Origin of the sequence: Rhodococcus sp. WS1, from assembly GCF_003797745.1 — a bacterium.
Classification (GTDB): Bacteria; Actinomycetota; Actinomycetes; order Mycobacteriales; family Mycobacteriaceae; genus Rhodococcus_F; species Rhodococcus_F erythropolis.
In genome coordinates this window covers 2,591,250-2,609,688 of the sequence record NZ_RKLZ01000001.1, presented here as the reverse complement: position 1 = coordinate 2,609,688, position 18,439 = coordinate 2,591,250, and the positions used below count along the sequence as shown (strand labels likewise).

At 62.7% G+C, this 18,439-nt stretch carries 20 protein-coding genes; 19 read left to right on the top strand and 1 reads right to left on the bottom strand.

The annotated features are described in order from the left end of the window. Positions 1–49 precede the first annotated feature (49 nt). From folE to EEB12_RS11970, 12 genes are all read left to right on the top strand, one after another. Entirely contained in the window at positions 50–667 is a 618-nt protein-coding gene (gene folE, locus EEB12_RS12025; RefSeq protein ID WP_019746783.1) for a GTP cyclohydrolase I FolE, read from the top strand. Positions 668–672: 5 nt separating this feature from the next. Next, entirely contained in the window at positions 673–1,533 is an 861-nt protein-coding gene (gene folP / locus EEB12_RS12020; RefSeq protein ID WP_141487895.1) for a dihydropteroate synthase, read from the top strand. A 1-nt stretch (position 1,534) separates the two neighbouring features. After that, positions 1,535–1,900, top strand: a complete 366-nt coding sequence (gene folB / locus EEB12_RS12015) for a dihydroneopterin aldolase (protein WP_003945780.1) — start codon at positions 1,535–1,537, stop codon at positions 1,898–1,900. After that, entirely contained in the window at positions 1,897–2,400 is a 504-nt protein-coding gene (folK, locus tag EEB12_RS12010; RefSeq protein WP_030534807.1) for a 2-amino-4-hydroxy-6-hydroxymethyldihydropteridine diphosphokinase, read from the top strand. The genes folB and folK overlap by 4 nt, the downstream gene beginning before the upstream one ends. A 17-nt stretch (positions 2,401–2,417) precedes the next feature. After that, positions 2,418–2,885, top strand: coding sequence for a DUF3180 domain-containing protein (locus EEB12_RS12005; protein ID WP_153213529.1), 468 nt, complete (start codon positions 2,418–2,420; stop codon positions 2,883–2,885). A 68-nt stretch (positions 2,886–2,953) separates the two neighbouring features. Next, a complete protein-coding gene (locus EEB12_RS12000; protein ID WP_187326677.1) occupies positions 2,954–4,168 on the top strand; it encodes a DUF6779 domain-containing protein in 1,215 nt (404 codons plus the stop codon). 110 nt (positions 4,169–4,278) lie between these two features. Further along, positions 4,279–5,220 carry a Rossmann-like and DUF2520 domain-containing protein gene (locus EEB12_RS11995; RefSeq protein ID WP_141487819.1) on the top strand — a complete coding sequence of 314 codons (942 nt, stop codon included), beginning with the start codon at positions 4,279–4,281 and terminating at the stop codon, positions 5,218–5,220. Continuing rightward, positions 5,213–6,145: a pantoate--beta-alanine ligase gene (gene panC / locus EEB12_RS11990; RefSeq protein WP_181447634.1), complete on the top strand. Its 933-nt coding sequence runs from the start codon at positions 5,213–5,215 to the stop codon at positions 6,143–6,145. Before EEB12_RS11995 ends, panC begins: the two co-directional genes overlap by 8 nt. A gap of 27 nt (positions 6,146–6,172) precedes the next feature. Beyond that, positions 6,173–6,619, top strand: a complete 447-nt coding sequence (panD, locus tag EEB12_RS11985; RefSeq protein WP_003945761.1) for an aspartate 1-decarboxylase — start codon at positions 6,173–6,175, stop codon at positions 6,617–6,619. Positions 6,620–6,622: 3 nt separating this feature from the next. Continuing rightward, a complete protein-coding gene (locus EEB12_RS11980) occupies positions 6,623–7,438 on the top strand; it encodes a type III pantothenate kinase (protein ID WP_019746791.1) in 816 nt (271 codons plus the stop codon). Between the two features lie 261 nt (positions 7,439–7,699). Continuing rightward, a complete protein-coding gene (locus EEB12_RS11975) occupies positions 7,700–8,218 on the top strand; it encodes a cysteine dioxygenase (protein WP_019746792.1) in 519 nt (172 codons plus the stop codon). Further along, positions 8,215–8,637, top strand: a complete 423-nt coding sequence (locus EEB12_RS11970; RefSeq protein WP_003945445.1) for a rhodanese-like domain-containing protein — start codon at positions 8,215–8,217, stop codon at positions 8,635–8,637. Before EEB12_RS11975 ends, EEB12_RS11970 begins: the two co-directional genes overlap by 4 nt. Positions 8,638–8,658: 21 nt before the next feature. Here the strand turns inward: EEB12_RS11970 and EEB12_RS11965 are convergent, their stop codons facing one another. Then, entirely contained in the window at positions 8,659–9,618 is a 960-nt protein-coding gene (locus tag EEB12_RS11965) for an AraC family transcriptional regulator (protein ID WP_141487817.1), read from the bottom strand. An 80-nt stretch (positions 9,619–9,698) separates the two neighbouring features. Here EEB12_RS11965 and EEB12_RS11960 point away from each other — a divergent pair, with 80 nt between their 5' ends. The 7 genes from EEB12_RS11960 to EEB12_RS11930 all read left to right on the top strand — a co-directional run bounded on the left by EEB12_RS11960 (position 9,699) and on the right by EEB12_RS11930 (position 18,436). Further along, positions 9,699–10,532 (top strand): NAD(P)H-binding protein, encoded by an 834-nt coding sequence (locus EEB12_RS11960; protein ID WP_029537495.1) that lies wholly within the window; start codon positions 9,699–9,701, stop codon positions 10,530–10,532. Then, positions 10,529–11,032: a DUF1772 domain-containing protein gene (locus tag EEB12_RS11955; protein ID WP_019746795.1), complete on the top strand. Its 504-nt coding sequence runs from the start codon at positions 10,529–10,531 to the stop codon at positions 11,030–11,032. Before EEB12_RS11960 ends, EEB12_RS11955 begins: the two co-directional genes overlap by 4 nt. 11 nt (positions 11,033–11,043) lie before the next feature. Then, entirely contained in the window at positions 11,044–12,555 is a 1,512-nt protein-coding gene (gene lysS, locus EEB12_RS11950; protein WP_003945834.1) for a lysine--tRNA ligase, read from the top strand. A gap of 758 nt (positions 12,556–13,313) precedes the next feature. Next, positions 13,314–13,652 carry a histone-like nucleoid-structuring protein Lsr2 gene (locus EEB12_RS11945; protein ID WP_020906082.1) on the top strand — a complete coding sequence of 113 codons (339 nt, stop codon included), beginning with the start codon at positions 13,314–13,316 and terminating at the stop codon, positions 13,650–13,652. Between the two features lie 105 nt (positions 13,653–13,757). Next, positions 13,758–14,699 carry an esterase/lipase family protein gene (locus EEB12_RS11940; protein WP_019746799.1) on the top strand — a complete coding sequence of 314 codons (942 nt, stop codon included), beginning with the start codon at positions 13,758–13,760 and terminating at the stop codon, positions 14,697–14,699. Between the two features lie 5 nt (positions 14,700–14,704). Beyond that, positions 14,705–15,595 carry an esterase/lipase family protein gene (locus EEB12_RS11935; protein ID WP_371326912.1) on the top strand — a complete coding sequence of 297 codons (891 nt, stop codon included), beginning with the start codon at positions 14,705–14,707 and terminating at the stop codon, positions 15,593–15,595. 297 nt (positions 15,596–15,892) lie between these two features. Further along, the gene (locus EEB12_RS11930; RefSeq protein WP_003945604.1) at positions 15,893–18,436 is read left to right on the top strand and encodes an ATP-dependent Clp protease ATP-binding subunit; all 2,544 of its coding nucleotides are present in this window, start codon (positions 15,893–15,895) and stop codon (positions 18,434–18,436) included. Positions 18,437–18,439: the final 3 nt, after the last annotated feature.

The window sequence follows — 18,439 nt, the reverse complement described above, 5'->3', positions numbered from 1 at the left end:
CTAGGCTCTGCGGCGGGGGACCTGTGAACAATTCTCGAGGAGAGTTCGGTTGTCGGTGAATGATGTGGCCAGTGAACTGGTGTCGCTCGGAACGGGCCGCCCGTTCGATCAGGCGCGGGCAGAGGCTGCCGTACGGGAATTGTTGATCGCGGTCGGTGAAGATCCGGAGCGCCCAGGTCTGCTCGATACGCCGGCCAGGGTTGCGCGCTCGTACAAGGAGATCTTCGCGGGTCTGTACTCCGAGCCCGACGACGCGTTGAATACAACTTTCGACGAGGGTCACCAGGAATTGGTGCTCGTGCGAGACATTCCGATGTTCTCGACGTGCGAGCACCACCTGGTGTCCTTCCACGGTGTTGCTCACGTTGGCTACATCCCGGGAAAGTCGGGGAAGGTCACCGGTTTGTCGAAGCTCGCGCGCGTCGTCGATCTGTACGCCAAGCGTCCGCAGGTTCAAGAACGCCTGACCAGCCAGATCGCGGATGCTTTGATGCGCAAGCTCGACCCGCGTGGAGCCATCGTCGTCATCGAAGCCGAGCACCTCTGCATGGCGATGCGCGGTATCCGCAAGCCTGGAGCCAGCACGACCACGTCAGCGGTTCGTGGGCTCCTGCAATCCAGCGCGGCCTCACGGTCCGAAGCGCTGGACCTCATCCTTCGTAAGTGAGCGAGATGTCCGCGGCTCCCGTTGCAGGTAGCGATCCGGCCCGGATGGTCGTGATGGGGATTCTGAACGTCACCGCCGATTCGTTTTCCGACGGTGGTCAATTTCTCGATCGTGACGCGGCGATCGCTCGCGGGCTCGAACTGCAACGCATAGGCGTCGACATCGTCGACGTCGGCGGCGAGTCGACGCGCCCCGGAGCCACCCGCGTCGATCCGAAACTCGAGGCGGATCGTATTGCCCCGGTGATCGAAGAACTCGTGGCAGCCGGAATTCGCGTCAGCGTCGACACGATGCGTGCTTCCGTCGCCGCCGCCGCGATCGAAGCGGGCGCAGGCATCGTCAACGACGTGTCGGGTGGTCGCGCAGACCCCGACATGGCATCCGTTGTGGCCGACGCCGGAGTGCCCTGGATCCTCATGCATTGGCGCTCGGCCGGTGACTACGTCCATCGTGGCAGCGCCGATCACTACGACGACGTGGTCCGCGACGTCCGAGACGAACTGCTGTCGCAGGTCGATCTGGCGTTGAAGGCAGGGGTCGATTCGTCGTCGATCATCCTCGACCCCGGCCTCGGGTTCGCGAAGAACGCCGACCACAACTGGGCACTGTTGCGTGCACTACCCGAGTTCAACGCGACCGGATTCCCGGTACTGGTCGGCGCTTCCCGAAAGCGGTTCCTCGGGTCTCTGCTCAGCGATCCCGACGGCAATCCCTGTCCACCTGGTGGCCGCGAGACTGCGACGGCCGTGGTCTCGGCCCTTGCAGCACGTGAGGGTGCCTGGGGAGTTCGGGTGCACGACGCACAAGCCTCGCTCGACGCCATTGCCGTGGTCGACGCCTGGAACCGTGGACGAGAAAGGGCCTGACATGGGGGACCGAATCGAATTGCGCGGGCTGAAGGTTCGCGGCAATCACGGAGTGTTCGACCACGAGAAGCGTGACGGTCAGGACTTCTTCATCGACATCACCGTGTGGATGGACTTGGCTCCCGCCGCGGCGTCGGACGATCTGACCCAGACCCTGCACTACGGCGAGTTGGCGGAAGCCGCCGCAGCCATCGTCGCCGGCCCGTCGCGCGATCTCATCGAGACTGTCGCCGCTGAGATCGCCGACGACGTCATGAAAGATTCGCGAGTCGAGAGCGTCGAGGTCGTGGTCCACAAACCGTCGGCACCGATTCCGCTGGTTTTTGCGGACGTCGCCGTCGTCGCACATCGGACCAGATCGGCATGACGCGCGCTGTTCTGTCGATCGGTTCCAACATCGGCGACAGCGTGGCTCACCTGCAGTCCGTTGTCGACGGGTTGGGCAGCGCCGTCGTTGCTGTCTCACCGGTCTACTCGACGGCGCCGTGGGGTGGCGTCGAGCAGCAGGATTTCTTCAACGCGGTGGTGGTGGTCGACGATCCCGAGGCCGACGCCGCTGAGTGGCTTCGCCGGTCGCAAGCTCTCGAGGAAGCTGCAGACCGGGTGCGCGAACAGCGTTGGGGACCCCGGAGCCTGGACGTGGACGTGGTCGATTGCGAAGGCGTCGTCAGTTCCGATCCCGTGCTCACCCTTCCGCATCCGCGAGCGCATCTACGGGCATTCGTGCTCGTTCCCTGGCTGGACGTCGAGCCTGACGCGACGCTGATCGTCGACGGCCAGAAGTTGTCGGTGGCACAAATTCTCGACGGCCTCGATCGCACTGAGCGTGAAGGTGTGCGCACTACCGATGTGGTGCTTGCGCGGTGACCGAAGAAGGCAAGGGTTTGAAGCCGACCCGGATCAGTGAACTCGCGGTTCTGGCTGCGGTTGCTGCTGTGGCGACCTGGATTCTGATTCGCGTGTTCTACGGTTCGATGCCGCCCATCCCCGTTTATGCGGGAGCGTCGCTGTACTTCGTGGCCGTTGCCGAGGCCGTCTTCGCTTTTGTCATTCGTTCGCGCGTCAAGAATCGTCAGGTGGGTGACGGGCTCAGACAGCTTCATCCCATCACCGCCGCCCGAGCGCTGGCATTGGCCAAAGCATCCGCTTTGGTCGGTTCAGCTACCGTCGGTGTCTGGGTCGGAGTGCTGGTGTATCTCATCCCACAGCGCTCGGTTCTGCAGGCCGCAGCCTCCGACACGCCGGGCGCGTGGGTGGGGTTGGGCGCCGCAATTGCGCTGGTAGCGGCAGCTCTGTGGCTCGAACATTGTTGCAAGACGCCGGAAGATACACCTGACGAGCCCGCGCACTGACAGCCTGGTCGGCAAATCACCCACCGAGGTACGTGGCGACCCCGGTCTCGGCAAGTACCCTGGCAACCATGACAAATTCTGGTCGATCGAAGTCTGCGCGCCGAAGCAAGCGCAGCGCGAGCCAGATGATCATTGCTGCTCTTCTGGCACTTGCTGTCATTGCTTCGCTGTTTCTGATCTTCAGCAACAGCGTTCAGCTTCTTCGGGTGGGACTGGTCGTCGCTCTGTGGGCAGCCACCCTCGGCGCTATCGCCATGACCAAGTATCGGCGTGAGTCGGCACTGGACAAAGCCAAGGTTGCCGATCTGCAGACCGTGTACGAACTGCAGCTCGAACGTGAAATTTCGGCTCGACGTGAGTACGAACTGAGCGTCGAAGGTCGCGTGCGACGTGAGGTGACCGCGGACGCGGAGGAACTGGCCGGGCTGCGCGCCGAATTGGTGGCGCTGCGCCGAAACCTCGAAGCACTGTTCGAAGGTGGACTGCTGCCCGAACAGACCGCGCTCAAGACCGATTCCACGCGAGTACCGGAACTTGGCGGTAGTTCGTACGGCGCGTACCAGCCGGCACCGTCGGGGTTGTACGTTCCCGGCGCCGGCCAGAACGGACCCAGCCAACCGGCACCGAACGTCGGCGGCTTGGCATCGCCCAACGACGATCCGGTGACTGCTGAGACAACCGTCGTGTTCGCTGAGACGTCGTGGCGTGACAGCAGCTTCGTGGCGCCGCGCGTCATCCCGACGCAGAAGCCACAAGAGACGCAGAAGCCACAAGAGACGCAGAAGCCACAAGAGACGCAGAAGCCACAAGAGACGCAGAAGCCACAAGAGACGCAGAAGCCACAAGAGACGCAGAAGCCACAAGAGACGCAGAAGCCGCAGAATCAGAGCGGGAACCAGGCACCGAAGAGTTCCCCAGCGAGTTCCACTGTGAGTTCCTCGCCGACACGAACGGTGAAAGACGTTCCGGTGGAGAAGGATCCGGAACCGGTAGCGCCGGTCGAGCCTGAAATCAAGGCTCCCGCCCAGGCCCCGAACATCGAAGACGCCGTCATCGAAGACGCTGTCGTCGAGGAGGCGCCCGAGGTTGTTCCCGAGATCGTCGCGGAAGCTGAACCCGCTGCGGAGCCTGACGCAGAGCCGCGCCGTCGTCGTCGCGCTGCCCCGGAAGATGCCGCGAGCGGTGCTCATTCCAACGGGTTGACCGTCGCCGAAATAATGGCGAACCTGAGTTCGAACAACCCGTCCGAAGGCTCCGGTCGACGTCGTCGCCGAGAGGACTGAGTCGCAGATCACTCGCCCGGCCATGGCATGACGGTTCGGGCGAAGGATATCCTCGGACGCAGAACGTCTGGTACCCGCCGAGCGGGACTGGAACGAACGAGAGGAATCCGGTGACTTCCTTCGGGATCACTAATGGGCCTGCACCTGCGCGATTGACGGTAGGAATTGTCTCAGCAGGACGGGTCGGAACAGCTGTCGGTGCCGCATTGGAGCGAGCCGGTCATGTTGTCAGCGCTTGCTCCGCCGTCTCCAGTGCCTCGGTCGCCCGCGCTGTGAAGCGGCTTCCCGATACCGAAATTCTTCCGGCTGCCGACGTCGCAGCTCGCTCCGAACTGCTGATTCTTGCCGTTCCTGACGACCAACTTGCGGATCTTGTGCGAGGTCTCGCGGCCACCCAAGCCGTCAAGCCGGGCACGCTCGTCGCCCACACGTCCGGTGCCAACGGCATCGCGATCCTGTCTCCGCTCACCGAACTCGGCGCGCTGCCCTTGGCTATCCATCCGGCGATGACGTTCACCGGTCACGACGAGGACACCGCACGGCTGTCGTCGGCATGCTTCGGAATCACTGCTGCCGACGACATCGGTTACGCGATCGCGCAGTCACTGGTCCTCGAGATCGGCGGCGAGCCCGTCCGAGTGCGCGAGGAGAACCGCGCGCTCTACCACGCGGCACTGGCTCACGGCAGTAATCACCTGGTCACGCTCGTGGTCGACGCCGTCGAGGCGCTGCGAGCGTCGTTGCAAGGTGACGAGCTGCTCGGTCAACAGTTGGTCGACGGAGATCCGGGTGGAGTGGCCGAGCGTGTCCTGCAGCCGCTGCTGTCGGCAGCCTTGGACAACGCGCTACGACGCGGTCCCTCGGCGTTGACCGGCCCGGTGGCACGCGGCGACGCTGCTGCTGTCGACACACATTTGCGCGTACTGACAGAACTGGATCCGGAGCTCGCTGCCGGCTATCGGGCGATGTCCTTGCGATCGGCCCAGCGGGTGGGCGCCCCCACCGAATTGTTCGACATCTTGACTGAAACGGGAGGTGACCGTCGTGAGTGATCTGCAGGGCGGATACAAGCGCGGCGAACTGACGGTGCACCACGATCCGGACAAGCTTCGGCGCGTCTCGCGGGCACTGCGAGGTGTCGGGCGTCAGGTGGCGCTCGTTCCGACGATGGGTGCGTTGCATGCGGGCCACATCGAATTGGTTCGTCAGGCCAAGGTCACCGGCGCCGTCGTGATCGTTTCCATCTTCGTGAACCCGCTCCAGTTCGGTGCGGGCGAAGACCTGGACGCGTACCCGCGCACTCTCGATGCGGATCTCGACCTGCTTCGTGCCGAGGGCGTCGAATTGGTGTTCGCGCCGAGCGCCAAGACGATGTACCCGCGGGGCCAGCGCACCACCATCGTGCCGGGCCCGTTGGGTAGCGAACTCGAAGGCGGAGCGCGCCCCACTCACTTCGCCGGAATGCTGACGGTTGTGGCGAAGCTGCTGCAGATCGCGGCACCCAATCACGCCTACTTCGGTGAGAAGGACTACCAGCAGCTGACGCTCATCCGTCAGATGGTGTGGGATCTCAATTTCGACGTACAGATCATCGGAGTTCCGACGGTCCGCGAGTTCGACGGCCTCGCGTTGTCCTCTCGCAATCGCTACCTCGACGAGGGCCAGCGCGGCGCAGCGGTCGCGCTGTCCGCTGCTCTGATCGCCGGTGCACACGCGGCATCCGGGGGAGCGGAAGCAATTCTGGAAACCGCACGCGCTGTTCTGGCAGCTGTTCCGGAAATCGAGGTCGACTACCTCGAGGTTCGGGGCGTCGATCTGGGCCCCGCGCCCGAGCGAGGTGACGGCCGACTGTTAGTGGCCGCCAAGCTCGGAACCACCCGTTTGATCGACAACGTCGGTGTCGCGGTGGGAACCGGGTTCCTCGAGCGTGACACCGACCCATCCGCCGACGCCATCGACGACCTGCTGTCTCACTGAGCACTTTTCACGAGTAAGGACCTGGATATGTTTCGCACAATGATGAAGTCGAAGATCCACCGCGCCACCGTGACTCACGCCGACCTGCATTACGTCGGCTCCGTCACCGTCGACCAGGATCTGATGGACGCCGCAGACCTCCTCGAGGGTGAACAGGTGTGCATCGTCGACATCGACAACGGTGCGCGTCTCGAGACGTACGTCATCGCCGGCGAGCGCGGAACCGGTGTCATCGGAATCAACGGTGCGGCAGCGCATCTGGTCAAGCCGGGCGATCTGGTCATCCTCATCGCCTACGGCGTGATGAACGAGCAGGAAGTCAAGGAATACTCCCCGCGCGTCGTCTTCGTCGATGCCGACAACAAGCAGATCGAACTCGGCTCAGACCCGGCTCACGCGCCGGAGGGTTCGGGTCTGATCACCCCGCGTATGCTGTCGACACTCGAGGCCTCGCGCGAATCCAGCCTGGTGTAATCCATGCTGCTCACGGTCGACGTGCGGAACACCAATATCGTTCTGGGATTGTTCTCCGGGACTGGTGAGTATTCGAAGCTGTTGCAGGACTGGCGAATGCGAACCGACCCTCGGATGACTGCCGACGAGTTGGCGTTGACCTTCCGTGGGCTGTTGGGTACTCATGTCGATGAGATCACCGGCGTTGCGGCGCTGTCGACAGTGCCGTCCGTCTTGCGTGAAATCCGCGTGATGCTGGAACGGTACTGGGGTCACGTTCCCCACGTGGTGGTCGAACCGGGTATTCGCACCGGTGTGCCACTGCTGGTGGACAACCCCAAAGAGGTGGGAGCCGACCGGATCGTCAACAGTCTTGCCGCTCACCATCTTTACGAGGGTCCGTGCATTGTCGTGGACTTCGGTACGTCGACCTGTGTCGACGTCGTTTCCGCCAAGGGTGAGTTTCTGGGCGGCTGCATCGCGCCCGGACTCGAGATCTCGACCGATGCCTTGGCGTCGCAGTCCGCTGCGCTGCGCAAGGTCGAATTGGTGCGCCCGCGTTCGGTGGTCGGCAAGAACACCGTCGAATGCATGCAGTCCGGTGCGGTATTCGGCTTTGCCGGCCTCGTTGACGGATTGGTCAACCGCGTACGCGACGAACTGCCGGAGTTCGGTGGTGACGACGTCTCCGTGATCGCAACCGGGGACAGCGCACCGCTGATCATTCCCGAATCCGACACTATCGATCACCTCGAACGGGACCTCACTCTCGAGGGGCTGAGGTTGGTCTTCGAGCGCAATCAGGCGCGTCGTGGATCCGGTCGACGACCGGTCGCCTGATCGATGGTTTCGTTCCAGCAGTTTCGCGATTGCAAAAGTTATGCCACAATGGTGCTCGTGAATCGCTGCGTGGGTGCTCAGGAGTGTTGTCGAGGCTGACCGCTGCCTTGACCAATTCACATTCCTTGGAGCTAGCTCGTGCTATCCACATATTCTGCAGATCTCTCTGTTTTGACCCCTACTCTCGCTGCTGATCGTGCTGTTTCCGCAGGTCGTAGCGCTAATCGTGGGGCGTCCGGACGCCGTCCGAGTGGTGCGTCGTTGCCTACCCGACTTCGCCCGGCCGATTTGCTGCGACTGACCGACGAGGGAGCGAACGGCGTGCTCGACGGCCGTTTCGACCACCTCATTCCCGACGCCTTCCCGACGCTCGATCGTTGGTCCACTCGCCTGCATGCGGACGACGACGTCGATGTGTGGCTCATCAGCTGGGTACCCGAACGCAACACCGAATTGCACGACCACGCAGGCTCGTTCGGCGCATTGACCGTCCTCAGTGGTTCTCTCACCGAATTCCGTTGGGCCGGTGACGCCCTGGTGGAACGCCAGCTCGACGCCGGCGATCAGGCTTCGTTCCCGCTCGGCTGGGTTCACGATGTCGTGCGTTCGACGGATGTTCCTGGTGCTCCGATCGAAATCAGCTCTGATGCACCGACTCTGAGTGTTCACGCTTACTCGCCGCCGCTGACGGCAATGTCCTTCTACGAAGTGACGGATCACCGGACTCTTCGTCGCACCCGTACCGAGCTGACCGACCTGCCCGAGGGGGGCACCAAATGACCATCGACCAAATGCTCGACGACGCTCGCGCACAGATCGATCGTATGTACGTCTTCCAGCTCACCGAAGCCTTCCATCGCGGCGCGATCTTCGTCGACATTCGCCCGCAGGCGCAGCGCGCCATCGAGGGAACTCTCCCCGGTGCACTCGCGATCGAGCGGAACGTTCTCGAGTGGCGACTCGACCCCACCAGCAGCGCACACCTCGCGTTGGCCACCGACCACGACGTCGAGTGGGTAATCGTCTGCTCCGAGGGCTACACCTCGAGCCTGGCCGCAGCGTCGTTGCAGCAGTTGGGTCTGCACAAGGCAACCGATCTCGTGGGCGGGTACCAGGCGATCAAGGCCGCCGGACTGCTCGGTGCTCTCAGCGGAGTTCGTCATTGCTCCCGCGAGTTGGCGGCGGTTTCGGCTCATTGAGGTATCTGCTGTGCGCCTTTATTAACCGCGGGCGGTTAATAAAGGCGCACAGCGGGTCTGGCGGTAAATCTTCGGGCTCATTCCGTGATGGCGGGTGAAGGCCGTCGTGAGCGCAAAGGGGCTCGAGTAGCCCACTTCTCGCGCGATCGAGGACACCGTTCGTGCCGGGTCTGCGAGTAGATCTGCCGCCACCGACAAGCGCCACTCGGTCAGATAGCCGACGGGTCCGATCCCCATGAAGTTGGTGAACCGGCGTGCGAAGGCCGCTCGTGAACTGCCGGACTCCTGGGCCAGGCTCGCGACCGTCCAGGGGTGTTCCGGCCGATTGTGTATGAGCCGCAAGGCATGCCCGATGACAGGATCCTCGTAGGCCTTGATCCATCGCGGTGATCGATTCGGGTTCTCGGCGAACCATGTACGGACCGCCGAGATCAGGACCAGGTCCAGGAGCCTGTCCAACAACACTTCTTGTCCTGGCCCGTCGGCGGCGATCTGTTGTTCCAGAAGCGTCGTCATCGGCGTGGTTTCCAGGCTGCGTCGCACTACCGCGACGGGTGTCAGGCTGTCGAGGATCTGACGGCTGACATAGGAGTCCAAACGGTATGTGCCCGTGAGCATGACGGTCTGGCCACTGGTCGAGTTGCCCCAGGTGCGAACGCCGAGAACCGACATGTCCTCGAGTGGCGATCCGTCGACTGCGGCGCAGTTTTGTGCCTCGTCGATGAGTACGTGGACCGGGGTGTCCGGGTGATCGGCGACCGTATAGGGATCGGGGCCGCGCAGGAGTGCAACGTCGCCGGCCTCGAGATCTTCTGTCTGTCCGGTGTCGGAGACGACGACTGCGCTTCCACGAACCAGAACCAGCACGGTGATCGGTGCGTGGTCCTCGATACGTAATGACCACGGTGGATCGAGCAGCGAGCGCAGCAGAAAAGCGCCCTCCGCCCGCGATCCGGCCAGCATCATCGACAATGCATCCATGTTTCGACGGTAGACGCTGACGTATGTTTTTGCGACCTTCAGCTATGGATCGTATTGCCGCCGCGCGATCGAATGAGTTCATGACGACAACAAGCGACATTCAATCGGCAGTAGTGATCGGTGGTACCGGCAAGACCGGTGCGCGCGTTGCGCAGAGGCTGACGGCGGTGGGAATCCGTACCCGAATCGCGTCGAGAACATCCGGGACGCGTTTCGACTGGAACGATCAGTCGACGTGGCAGCCCGCGATGTCCGGTGTCGAAGCGGCATACGTGACGTATGCGCCGGACCTCGCAGTGCCGGAATCGAGCACCCACATCGAGGAACTCGCGGAGCTTGCGTACCGCGAAGGGGTTCGTCGCATGGTGCTCCTGTCCGGGCGCGGTGAACCGGCGGCGCAGAAAGCCGAGCAGGTTCTGGCCGACACCGGTCTGGAATGGGCTGTGGTGCGGGCCAGCTGGTTTGCCCAGAACTTCAGTGAGGGGTATCTACTCGATCCGATTCGGGAAGGCCACCTGGCACTTCCGGTCGGTGAAGTGGGGGAGCCGTTCATCGACGTCGACGATCTCGCTGACGTGGCGGTCGCCGCATTGACTCGAACCGACCTCCTCGGCCGAGTTCTCGAGGTGACGGGTCCGGAGTTGCTCACCTTCGCGGAGGCGGTTGAGGCGATTTCGGCGGCGTCGGGGCGTGCGGTGTCATTCGAAAGAATTGGACTGCAACAGTTTTCCGACGGCATGGCAGAAGTTGGCGTCCCGAGTGATGTCGTGGAGTTGCTCACTTACTTGTTTGCCGAGGTTCTCGACGGACGAAATCAAAGTGTGACCGGCGTCGTCGAAGAGGTCCTGGAACGACCCGCTCGAGATTTCACCACTTTTGCCGCCGAGGCTGCTCGAACGGGGGTCTGGTCGTGAAGAAATCCGAGATCTTCTTGGAGTTGCTCGTCGGCGTGACTGCGCTCGGCGCGCTCGTTGCCGGTGGCGCGTTGTTCGCGTTCTCATCCTTCGTAATGCCCGCTCTGCGGTCGGTCGATGCACACGCCGCGATCACGTCGATGCAGGCGATCAACGTCGAAGCACCGCGGAGCGCCTTGATGCTGCCCCTCGTCGGATCGGCGCTCACCGCGATCGCCGCCGGAATCTGGGCAGCGATCTCCAGACCGGACGGCTGGGTCCTTGCCGTTGTCGGTTGTGTCGGGGTGCTCGCGTCCTTCGCGGTGACAGCGATCTACCACGTCCCCCGCAACGACGCTTTTGCCTCGGTCAGCGCTACCGATGCAGCCGCATGGGCGTCGTACGAGGCGGGTTGGACGGTGTGGAATCACGTCAGGGTTGCGCTGTACCTCCTGTCGGGAATCGTGCTCGCGGTCGCCGCGGTGCTACCAGCAACAAACGCGGTGGACACGGCCCAGTAGTCTTGTACCCCGTGAGTGATGTAGAAGCCCAGCCAGTCGACGACACCCCCGAGCAGCTCCGTATCCGGCGCGAGAAGCGTGAACGGATCCTCGCGCAGGGGCAGGAGGCGTACCCGGTCTCGGTCGATCGCACCCACACGCTCGCGCAGATCCGCGCGGAGTACCCGGAACTCGAGCCGGACACGGCGACTGGTGTGCTGGTCGGCGTCGTCGGCCGCGTCATCTTCATGCGCAACACCGGCAAGTTGTGCTTCGCGACTCTGCAGGAAGGCGACGGTACCCAGCTGCAGGCCATGATCAGCCTCGCCGGCGTCGGCGAAGAGGCACTGGCTGCCTGGAAGTCCGACGTGGACCTCGGCGACTTCGTCTTCATCCACGGTGAGGTCATCAGCTCCCGTCGCGGCGAGCTCAGCGTGATGGCCGACGCCTGGCAGATCGCATCCAAGTCGCTGCGCCCCCTGCCGGTTGCTCACAAGGAGATGAGCGAAGAGTCCCGGGTGCGTCAGCGCTACGCGGATCTGATCGTTCGCCCCGAGGCTCGCGACAACGCCCGCAAGCGCGTCGCTGTTGTCCGTGCGCTGCGCAATGCGCTCGAGAGCCGCGGCTTCCTCGAGGTCGAGACGCCGATGCTGCAGACGCTGCACGGCGGCGCGGCAGCTCGCCCGTTCGTCACGCACTCGAACGCCCTCGACATCGACCTGTACCTGCGTATCGCGCCGGAACTGTTCCTCAAGCGTTGCGTCGTCGGCGGTATCGAGAAGGTCTTCGAGATCAACCGCAACTTCCGCAACGAGGGCGTCGACTCCACTCACTCGCCCGAGTTCGCGATGCTCGAGACGTACGAGGCCTACGGCACGTACGACGATTCCGCGAAGATGATTCGTGAACTCGTCCAGGAAGTTGCGCAGGAAGCATTCGGCACGCAGGTCCTCACCCTCGCCGACGGTTCCGAGTACGACGTAAGTGGCGAGTGGCAGGTTCTCGAGATGTACCCGTCGCTGTCGGCGGCCATCGGCACCGAGGTCACGCCGGATACGACGGTCGACGAGCTTCTCGCTCTGGCGGAGAAGGTAGGCCTCGAGGTTCCCAAGGACAAGGGCTACGGCCACGGCAAGCTCGTCGAGGAGTTGTGGGAGCACCAGTGCGGCGATCAGCTGTACGTGCCGACGTTCGTCCGTGACTTCCCGGTCGAGACGTCGCCCCTGACCCGTGATCACCGAAGCAAGAAGGGTGTCACCGAGAAGTGGGACCTGTACATCCGCGGATTCGAGTTGGCGACCGGCTACTCCGAACTTGTCGACCCGGTCATCCAGCGTGAGCGCTTTGTCGACCAGGCGCGCCTCGCGTCGGCAGGCGACGACGAAGCGATGGTGCTGGACGAGGAGTTCCTCGCCGCGATGGAACAGGGCATGCCGCCGACCACCGGCACCGGCATGGGAATCGATCGACTGCTGATGGCTTTGACGGGTCTCGGTATTCGCGAGACGATTCTCTTCCCGATCGTTCGTCCGTCCGCTCGCTAGCTTTACTTCGATCAAGGTTCGGCCGCACATGTTGCGGCCGAACCTTTTTCAGTTGGGGCGCTCCCAAGGTATTCGATACGGTTCACAGTCGGCGTCGTCGTCGGCTATCGGCGGTGCCGAAAACCAGATGAATCTGGGTGAACTCTTCAGCTCGATCAGCTCAGCGGGGAGCGCTCGTAGTTGGGATTCGATTTATTCCCAACGACATTCGCCTGCGGCAAAGGATTCATCCATGCGTGGTCGCCTGAGTTTCGGACTTTCGAATTGTTGCGATGATTTGGTAGATCGTGCCCTGGTTGAGTGCGTCAGGTAGTCCCTGATCCGACTGGACAAGGAAGACCATGACCTCGGCTGTGGAGTATCCGGGTGTGGTGACGACATCGAATTGTGCTGAGGGCGGATCGCATTCCTTGTCCGCCGGGATATTTGTGACGGTTGCGGTGTGCCGGATCGCAGGGCGTCCGGAGATGGTGAAATTCGTGGGTCCGCTGTAAGCGATGCTGGCGAGAGTGCCGTTCTTGGAGGCGAAGATTGCGCTCGGTAGAGGTCTTGTCTCGAGCCGTCGTCTGTCATGATTCCCACGTCTGGATGCATCCCCCGATGCGCCGCAAGGAATGTATCGGCACTGTCTTTGTCGCAAGACAAGTCGACTGGCATACCCGGCGGAGATCAGTCCCAATCATCCGGACGAGCCAAGACAGGACGTTTGTCCAGGTGCTATTGTCGCTGCTTATCGAAGGATCTGGGGAGGAATGGTCGTGGTGAAAAAGGTTGTTGTCACGATGGTTGACGATCTGGACAAAAAATCGCCCGCGGACGAAACTGTGGAGTTTTCCGTCGACGGAGTTGCTTACGAAATCGATCTGACCGCCGCCCACGCCGCGGAACTGCGCGATGCACTGAAAAGGTGGATTCCTCATGCGAGAAAGTCGAATTCCGCCAAATCGGTCAACGGAGCGGTGACCAAATCCCGTCCCGTTGCGGACCGCGATCAGAGTGCCGCCATCCGCGAATGGGCCAAGGGTGCGGGCTTCGAGATTTCGGCCCGCGGTCGTATTTCCACGGAGGTGCGCCGAGCCTACGAAAAGGCCGTCTGAAATGGATCGCGAATGGATTCGGGCGCATTTTGCCGAAACGGATTGATAACGCGTTCTAGTTTGTTAGCGTCTGCACGGTTCGCATCTCTCGTAGAGGAGTCGGTCGTGCACAGAATCGGGTTGTTCGGGGGCGTGGTTCTTGCCGCTCTGATGCTTGTCGGGTTCACCTCCGTGGCTTCGGCTCAGGCCCCGTTGCCCGTGCCCAATGCCTTCCTTGCCGGTGTTCCTCAGGAGTTGGGAAATCCTGGCGGTTCAGCTCCGGGATCCAATGACTTTTCGTGTAAACCTACTGCCGAACATCCCAATCCGGTTGTGCTCGTTCACGGAACGGGTGGAAACAGGCAGACCAACTGGGCCACCTATGCGCCGTTGCTCGCCAACGAGGGCTACTGCGTCTTCGCGCTGACGTACGGCAACTTCCCCGAGCAGCCGTGGCCGTTGTCGGCCATCGGTGGAATGCAGGAAATTCCTTCCAGCGCAGCACAATTGTCGAATTTCGTCGATCAAGTTCTGGGCGCTACGGGCGCAACGTCGGTGGATCTCGTCGGGCATTCGCAAGGCACGATCATCAACGGGTACTACGCGAAGTTCCTCGGCGGTGCCGACAAAGTGGACAACATCGTCTCGGTGGCATCGCTGTGGAAGGGAACCCTCGGAAACGAGCAGGCAAGTATCGGCCGCAGCCTACGCGAACTCGGGGTATCCGAGGCGGCACAGGCAGGATTCCCGATCTGCAAGGCGTGCCTGAACATGGGGGCCGGTTCGGAGTTCATCGAAAATCTCCGTGCGGGAGGCGTTTACGCGCCGGGCGTTCACTACACGAACATCACGACGCGCTACGACGAACTGGTGCTGCCGTATACAAATGGGCTGGAGCCCGGGCCGAACGCAACCAACATCGTCGTCCAGGACGGTTGTGAGCAAGACATCTCCGATCATCTCGCCATCGCGGCGTCGCTGCGCGCGGCGACTTTTGCTCTCAATGCACTCGATCCCGCGCATCAGCGGCCGGTACCGTGCAACTCGGTATTGCCCGTCGTGGGTTGATCAATATGTGGAGGCCTTCGGTGGGGATTCGAACATGCGTGGGTGCGCTCGCTCTGGCGGGGGCCGTGGCCGCGACCGCCGCACCTCTTGCGTCGGCGAACGAACCTCTTCCCGTTCCGTCCGGTTTCTTCAGCGGAATCGCCCTCGAAGCGACCAACCCGGGCGGATCGGCCCCTGGCACCAACGACTTCTCGTGCACGCCTTCCGCTGCTCATCCTGATCCAGTCGTCCTGGTGCACGGGACGGCGGCCAACCGTCAGACCAATTGGGGCGTACTCGCACCCGTACTGGCCAACGAGGGATACTGCGTTTTCGCGCTCACCTTCGGGAATCGAACGGACCAGCCGTGGCCGATTTCCGCAGCCGGCGGTCTCGCACCACTCGGAGACAGCGCAGGGCAGCTGTCGGACTTCGTCGATGACGTTCTCTCTGCGACGGGTGCCTCGAAGGTCGACCTGATCGGACACTCTCAGGGGACGACGGTCAGTGCGTACTACGCCAAGTTTCTCGGCGGCGACGCGAAGGTTTCCAAGATCGTCTCCATCGCTCCGTTGTGGGACGGCTCGGAGGTCGGGCCGCCGGAAGGCGTCGGGGGACCGGATTTCGACAACGCCACCTTCGTGACCGAACTGCGCGACGCGGGCGCCTACTCCGATGACGTCGAGTACACCAACATCGTGACTCGGTTCGATCAAGTGGTCGTTCCGTACAGCAGCGGAATACTGGCCGCGTCGAACGCGTCGAACATAGTTGTTCAGGACGGTTGCGAGCAGGACCTGTCGGATCACATCGCGCTGGTGGCGTCGCAGCGAACGGCGACTCTGACACTCAACGCGCTTGATCCGTCGAATCCGCGTGAGGTGCCGTGCACTCGGGTACTCCCGATATTCGGCTGATCAGGCGTCGAAAATCGCTGTTCGCTTCAGGCGTACAGGAACCGGGAAACGATTCCCTCAGCTGCGACGTTGTGAACGGTAAGCAGTCCGGCTTCCGCCGCCAATCGGGTGGAGGAGCAGCAGGTGGACTTCGCGCCCTCTAGAGTAATAAGTGGGGTCGTGCAACCTTTGTCGATTCGTGGACGTCAGTCCGCTGACCGGCGAGGCGATCAGTCTGTAGTGCCGGAGCGAAACGCGGCGACCAGGGACGAGACATCCGGTCTCGAACCTGCCCGCCGGAGAGTGTGAGGGAGAGCGATGTTCGAGAGGTTCACCGATCGCGCGCGGCGCGTTGTTGTCCTGGCTCAAGAAGAAGCCAGGATGCTCAACCACAACTACATCGGCACGGAGCACATCCTTCTCGGCCTCATTCACGAGGGCGAAGGTGTTGCAGCCAAGTCGTTGGAGTCGTTGGGTATCTCCCTCGAGGGAGTCCGCAGCCAGGTCGAGGAGATCATCGGCCAGGGCCAGCAGGCTCCGTCCGGTCACATCCCCTTCACACCGCGCGCCAAGAAAGTCCTCGAGCTGAGTCTGCGCGAAGCGCTGCAGCTCGGACACAACTACATCGGTACGGAGCACATTCTGCTCGGTCTCATCCGTGAGGGTGAGGGCGTAGCAGCCCAGGTTCTGGTCAAGCTCGGTGCCGATCTCAACCGTGTCCGCCAGCAGGTCATCCAGCTGCTGTCGGGCTACCAGGGCAAGGAGCCCACCGAAACCGGTGGCACCCGCGGAGAGGCCGGCACGCCGTCCACCTCGCTCGTGCTCGACCAGTTCGGTCGCAATCTGACGCAAGCTGCCCTCGAAGGCAAGCTGGACCCGGTCATCGGCCGCTCGAAGGAAATCGAGCGCGTCATGCAGGTTCTCTCGCGTCGTACCAAGAACAACCCGGTTCTCATCGGTGAACCCGGTGTCGGTAAGACCGCTGTGGTCGAGGGCCTGGCTCAGGCAATCGTCAACGGTGAGGTCCCCGAGACCCTCAAGGACAAGCAGCTGTACACGCTCGACCTCGGGTCGCTCGTGGCCGGCAGCCGTTACCGCGGTGACTTCGAAGAGCGCCTGAAGAAGGTTCTCAAGGAGATCAACACCCGCGGAGACATCATCCTGTTCATCGACGAGCTGCACACCCTCGTTGGTGCGGGCGCGGCCGAGGGCGCTATCGACGCGGCCTCCATCCTCAAGCCCAAGCTTGCCCGCGGTGAGCTGCAGACCATCGGTGCTACCACTCTCGACGAGTACCGCAAGTACATCGAGAAGGATGCCGCTCTCGAGCGTCGTTTCCAGCCCGTCCAGGTGGGCGAGCCGACCGTCGAGCACACCATCGAGATCCTCAAGGGTCTTCGTGACCGCTACGAGGCTCACCACCGTGTCTCCATCACGGACGGTGCTCTCGTGGCAGCGGCGACGCTGGCCGACCGCTACATCAACGACCGCTTCTTGCCGGACAAGGCGATCGACCTCATCGACGAGGCGGGCGCGCGAATGCGCATCCGTCGGATGACTGCACCGCCGGACCTGCGCGAATTCGACGATCGCATCGCCGACGCGCGTCGCGAGAAGGAGTCCGCGATCGACGCGCAGGACTTCGAGAAGGCTGCGAACCTGCGTGACAAGGAGAAGACCCTCGTTGCTCAGCGCGCTGAGCGTGAGAAGCAGTGGCGCGCGGGCGACCTGGACGTCATCGCCGAGGTCGACGACGAGCAGATCGCCGAGGTTCTGGGTAACTGGACCGGTATCCCCGTCTTCAAGCTCACCGAGGAGGAGACCACTCGTCTGCTCCGCATGGAAGAGGAACTGCACAAGCGGATCATCGGCCAGGAAGAGGCAGTCAAGTCCGTCTCGAAGGCGATCCGTCGTACGCGTGCAGGTCTGAAGGATCCCAAGCGTCCCTCGGGCTCGTTCATCTTCGCCGGCCCGTCCGGTGTCGGTAAGACGGAGCTCGCGAAGTCGCTCGCCAACTTCCTGTTCGGCGACGACGACGCTCTGATCCAGATCGACATGGGCGAGTTCCACGACCGCTTCACCGCTTCGCGTCTGTTCGGTGCCCCTCCCGGGTACGTCGGATACGAAGAGGGTGGCCAGCTCACCGAGAAGGTGCGCCGCAAGCCGTTCAGCGTTGTGCTGTTCGACGAGATCGAGAAGGCACACCAGGAGATCTACAACACCCTCCTGCAGGTGCTCGAGGACGGCCGTCTCACCGACGGTCAGGGACGTACCGTCGACTTCAAGAACACGGTGCTGATCTTCACGTCCAACCTCGGTACGTCGGACATCTCCAAGGCAGTCGGCCTGGGCTTCAGCTCGGGAACGGGCACGGAGTCGAACTACGAGCGCATGAAGCTCAAGGTTCACGACGAGCTGAAGAAGCACTTCCGTCCCGAGTTCTTGAACCGTATCGACGACATCGTCGTCTTCCATCAGCTCACGAACGAGCAGATCGTTCAGATGGTCGACCTGATGCTCGCTCGCGTCGAGGCGGCACTCAAGAACAAGGACATGGCCATGGAGGTCACCGACAAGGCCAAGTCGCTTCTGGCCAAGCGCGGATTCGATCCGGTACTGGGTGCACGACCGCTGCGTCGCACCATCCAGCGCGAGATCGAAGACCAGATGTCCGAGAAGATCCTCTTCGGAGAGATCGGACCCGGCCACATCGTGCTCGTCGACGTCGAGAACTGGGACGGCGAAGGCTCGGGCGAGGACGCGAAGTTCACGTTCACGCCCACCAAGAAGCCGATCGACGTGCCGGACGCACCGCCGATCGAGCTGACCAAGGCCGGCGAAAGCGAAAGCGCAGCAGAGTAGTAC

Coding starts and splice junctions, on each gene's coding strand:
- folP (WP_141487895.1), top strand. CDS start 673: ATGTCCGCGGCTCCCGTTGCAGGTAGCGATCCGGCCCGGATGGTCGTG.
- folB (WP_003945780.1), top strand. CDS start 1,535: ATGGGGGACCGAATCGAATTGCGCGGGCTGAAGGTTCGCGGCAATCAC.
- folK (WP_030534807.1), top strand. CDS start 1,897: ATGACGCGCGCTGTTCTGTCGATCGGTTCCAACATCGGCGACAGCGTG.
- EEB12_RS12000 (WP_187326677.1), top strand. CDS start 2,954: ATGACAAATTCTGGTCGATCGAAGTCTGCGCGCCGAAGCAAGCGCAGC.
- panD (WP_003945761.1), top strand. CDS start 6,173: ATGTTTCGCACAATGATGAAGTCGAAGATCCACCGCGCCACCGTGACT.
- EEB12_RS11980 (WP_019746791.1), top strand. CDS start 6,623: ATGCTGCTCACGGTCGACGTGCGGAACACCAATATCGTTCTGGGATTG.
- EEB12_RS11970 (WP_003945445.1), top strand. CDS start 8,215: ATGACCATCGACCAAATGCTCGACGACGCTCGCGCACAGATCGATCGT.
- EEB12_RS11965 (WP_141487817.1), bottom strand. CDS start 9,618: ATGGATGCATTGTCGATGATGCTGGCCGGATCGCGGGCGGAGGGCGCT.
- EEB12_RS11960 (WP_029537495.1), top strand. CDS start 9,699: ATGACGACAACAAGCGACATTCAATCGGCAGTAGTGATCGGTGGTACC.
- EEB12_RS11935 (WP_371326912.1), top strand. CDS start 14,705: ATGTGGAGGCCTTCGGTGGGGATTCGAACATGCGTGGGTGCGCTCGCT.
- EEB12_RS11930 (WP_003945604.1), top strand. CDS start 15,893: ATGTTCGAGAGGTTCACCGATCGCGCGCGGCGCGTTGTTGTCCTGGCT.